The organism is Streptomyces sp. (genome assembly GCF_019510245.1).
GTDB lineage: Bacteria > Actinomycetota > Actinomycetes > Streptomycetales > Streptomycetaceae > Streptomyces.
The window spans coordinates 1-3765 of record NZ_JAEKKT010000109.1 but is presented as its reverse complement, the minus strand read 5'-3'; the positions used below and the strand labels follow the sequence as shown (position 1 = coordinate 3765).

Here is a 3765-nt window from a genome sequence, read left to right as displayed (position 1 = left end):
GGAACTTGTCATTCTGGATGTAGAGGTCGGTGCCTTGGGAGCCGTCCGTCTCGGTGAACGGCACTGGGCGGAGGGCTTCGCCGAGGGTGCTGCCGGGGAACTTGCCCGACAGGTCGGCCGCGCTCTCGCCCTTCTCGGGGAGGAAGGCGGCGAGATAGACCAGCGCCTTGACGTTCTTGTTGCCCGTGGCCGCGTTGCTGATGACCGAGCCGCCGTAGGAGTGCCCGGCCAGCACGATGGGACCGTTGATGCCCGCCAGGACATCCTTGAGATAGGCGGAGTCGCCCCTCAGAGACCGCAGCGGGTTGGCCACCGCGATGACCGGATATCCGTCGCGGCGAAGCCTCTTGATGACGTCGTTCCAGCTGGTGGAGTCGGCGAAAGCACCGTGGACCAGGACGACCGTGGGCTTGGGACCCTGTTCATGAACGCCCTTGTCGGCGGAGGCGGGGGCGACTGCGACGGCCAGTAGGCCCGCGACGATGCTGGCCCCGGCGACAACGGTGAGCGAGGTACGTGACCGGCGGGCGAGGGATGAGCGGAACATATGCAGATACCTTTCGAGGTTGCGCAGACGCTCCGACTTCTTCGGAAGGAGCGCGGCGCTGATGGTCGGCGGCCCGCGACAGCCCACTGCTGAGGCGGGGCTGGGGCGCCGTGTACGGCGGCGCGATCAGCTTCGTTGCTGCCACGCGGAAGTTAGGTAGGAGGCCGACCGGCGATGTGTACGTGCCGGGTGCCAACTGCCGGACGGGGCTGCCGGTTGACTCGACAGTCCCACTTGCCGCCTTTCGCCCTTATGACAGGACGCTCATCGAATGTGTGACATATGACCCTCGTCGACGCGGGCTTGAGAGGTGCGGGCCCGGCCGGTCCCTGTCACATACAGGGTCGTCACTCAGTCCCGGAAAGTGCGAGAGCGCTGCGCGGCCCACTTCCTCCTCCGCGTTACGCCCGGTGTCACATGATCCATGCCCGTCCGGTCTGCACTGTCGAGAACAGCGTCACGAAACGTTGAACAGGTGTGGACAGCGCGCTAGTTCCACCGAGGCCGCTCCGGAGGTCGGCCGAGGCGTCGCGGTGTTGGCGGTGGAGGGCCGTGTGAGAGGGAAGATGCCGTATGGAGCAGGCCGATGACACGGTGCCGATCGCGGAGATGCTTGGCGAGCGGCAGCATCTGCTGGACGTCGCCTACTGGATGTTGGGCAAAGGTCCTGATGCCGACGAAGTCGTCGCCGAGACCTATCGGCGGTGGTACGGCCTGTCCGATACGGAGAGGGCGCGGATCACGGAGCCGCTCTTCTGGCTGATGAAGACGGCGGGCGCCCTCTGCCTGACGTGGCCGAACCTGCCCGAGCGGCGAGGGCCGGGTGCGGCGGCGGCAGCCGGTTGTACGACAGCGAAGACTTGTCCGTCTTTGGCGGACGAGGTCAGCGAGGTTCTGCTGACCGCGTTGGATTCCCTGTCCCCGGCCGAGCGGGCAGCATTCGTCCTCAATGATGCTTTCGGGATGCCGCCACAGGTGGTCGCCGAGATCGTGGGCCAGACGGAACGGGAAATTGCAGAACTCACCGAACGAGCCCGTCACACCCTGCGGCTCAGGCGTTCGAGTCCCACCATGCCACAGCAGCACGACCGGATGGTCCGGGCGTTCCGTGAGGCCTGCGCCGCTGAGGACTCGGCCCTTTTGTCATCTTTGCTGGCCCCTGACGCCACGGCCTTCTTCGACGGCGGCGGCAAGGTTCGGGCTTTGGTCCGGCCGGTCCACGGCGCCCTCAAGGTCGCCCGCAGCCTGCTCACTCTGCTCTCCCACCGCCCTCGTACCGCACTGGACCTTCACTCCGTCAACGGCCGGACGGGGATCGTCGTGCGCTATGACGGCCACGTCGCCGCCGTGATCAGCTTCGACATAGCCGACCACCACGTCGTCCAGGTCTGGGCCGTCCTGAACCCCGACAAGCTGCGGACCTGGAACCAGCCGGATGCCTCTTCCGGCGTACCTCAGATGCCTGGTGTATCCGGTGGGCCTGGTGGGTCGAACAACGTGTCCGCGACAGACCGGGACTAAGAGCGTCGTCAACATAGTGTGATCGCTCTGTCGAAGATGACAGTGCGAGGCATCCGCATGTTCTACGAGTCCTCGACGTTTGTGCTCGCCGCGGACAACCAACGATGGCAGACCTGTAACGGAATGAAGGTGTGCCCGGTCGTAGAGAAGACGCAAACGACCTGGTGCCCGCCTTGTGGTGACACCGGACTCTGTGTCGGCCGGCCCCTCCCCTGTGCGCATGCAGCCAGAGCAACCGTGTCCAGGCGGCCACGGGGACCGTGCCGTCACACGGTGATCCAACGAGTGTGCCATCGACAGCACCGGTCCTGAGAGGAACGGGGACAGAGGAACATGCATCTTGACAAGCCCTCCACCGCGAGCACGATGGACGAGGCCGTTTCTGTCTTCGTGGAGCTCCGCCCACGTCTGTTCGGTATCGCGTACCGCTTGCTGGGAAGCGCGGTGGAGTCCGAGGATGTGGTCCAGGAGGTGTGGCTGCGCTGGCAGAAGACAGACCGGTCTGCGGTGGTGAGTCCCGTCGCGTTCCTGTCCAAAGCAACCACCCGGCTGGCCATCAACGTGGCCCAGTCCGCCCGCGTGCGGCGTGAGACCTACATCGGCCCATGGCTACCCGAGCCCATCGACACGAGCAACGACCCGGAGGTGGGCGCGCAGCGGGCTGAGGCCCTCGAAGTGGCCCTGCTCCTCGTGCTGGGCAAGCTGAACCCGACCGAGCGGGCCGCCTACGTGCTGCGTGAGGCATTCGACTACGCCTACGCCGATATCGCGGAGATACTCGGGTTCACCGTCGTCAACGTGCGCAAAGTCGTCAGCCGGGCCCGTAAGCACCTGTCGGACGACCACCTGGAGACGGTGGACGCGGCCGAGCACCGGCAACTTCTCAACACCTTCGTATCAGCAGCGCGTACCGGGGACATCGTGTCCCTGGAGGCTCTTCTGACACCGGACGCCGTCTCTCTGCCCTGCTGACAATGGGCCAACGACGTGTCGCTCAGAGCTTCCGGGCCGCGCAGTTGCCCGCCAAGGCCGACGTCCTTCCCCCGGTCGCGGCCCCGCCGTCCTCGCCACCACCTTCACGACCGTCGCCGTATTGTGCACTGGCGTCCTCGCGTCGCTCCTGATCGGTGCGTCCCTCGTCGTAGCCCGTCGCGAAGCCCACGAGTTCTGAAACCGAGCGGCGCGGAACCGCTCTTACGCAGACGGTTCCGTCGGGGCCCCGGCCGCCTTTCGGTTCGGGCATGTCCTCACCAGCACACTCCCAAGTGCCCTCCCACCGCTGGGCGGTCACCACATCCTCACGTCCCGAAAGGCATCATCATGCGCAAGATGCTGCGTGCAGCAGCTGTCGGTGCAGCGTGCACCACGCTTTCACTCACCTCGGCGGTCGCCCAAGCCACTCCCGGAGGTCCCGGCGTAACCGGCAAGGTCCTTGTCCATAGGACCATCGGGAACCGGGACTACATCCTGCGACAGGTCACCATTCCGCCCGGCCAGGGAACAGGCTGGCACTACCACGGCGGCACCCTGTACGCCTATGTCAAGCAGGGAACGCTGAGTCACTGCGATGCCACGTGCGCATCCGACGGCGTATACGACCAGGGCAGCTCCCTCGAGGAACCGTCGGGAGCGAACCACGTGCACCTGGGCCAGAACCGTGGCACGACGGACGTCGTGCTGGAAGTCCTCTACGTGCT

General features: G+C 65.9%; 3 protein-coding genes and 1 pseudogene. 3 read left to right on the top strand and 1 reads right to left on the bottom strand.

Features of this window, described 5'->3' with window-relative positions; genetic code table 11:
• The coding region (locus tag JF597_RS06370; protein ID WP_293990453.1) for an alpha/beta hydrolase at positions 1-547 on the bottom strand (547 nt) is incomplete at its 3' end.
• Positions 548-1120: 573 nt separating this feature from the next.
• Between JF597_RS06370 and JF597_RS06365 the strand changes: the two genes are divergently transcribed.
• The 3 genes and pseudogenes from JF597_RS06365 to JF597_RS06355 all read left to right on the top strand — a co-directional run.
• Positions 1121-2068 carry a sigma factor-like helix-turn-helix DNA-binding protein gene (locus tag JF597_RS06365; RefSeq protein WP_293990451.1) on the top strand — a complete coding sequence of 316 codons (948 nt, stop codon included), beginning with the start codon at positions 1121-1123 and terminating at the stop codon, positions 2066-2068.
• Between the two features lie 366 nt (positions 2069-2434).
• Positions 2435-3031 (top strand): annotated as a pseudogene (locus JF597_RS06360) (sigma-70 family RNA polymerase sigma factor); the annotation flags it as partial.
• A gap of 357 nt (positions 3032-3388) precedes the next feature.
• A partial coding sequence (locus JF597_RS06355; RefSeq protein ID WP_293990449.1) for a cupin domain-containing protein occupies positions 3389-3765 on the top strand: 377 nt, incomplete at its 3' end.

What these genes read in the sequence shown, in the direction of transcription:
- JF597_RS06365 (WP_293990451.1), top strand. Translation starts at nt 1,121, where the DNA reads ATGGAGCAGGCCGATGACACGGTGCCGATCGCGGAGATGCTTGGCGAG.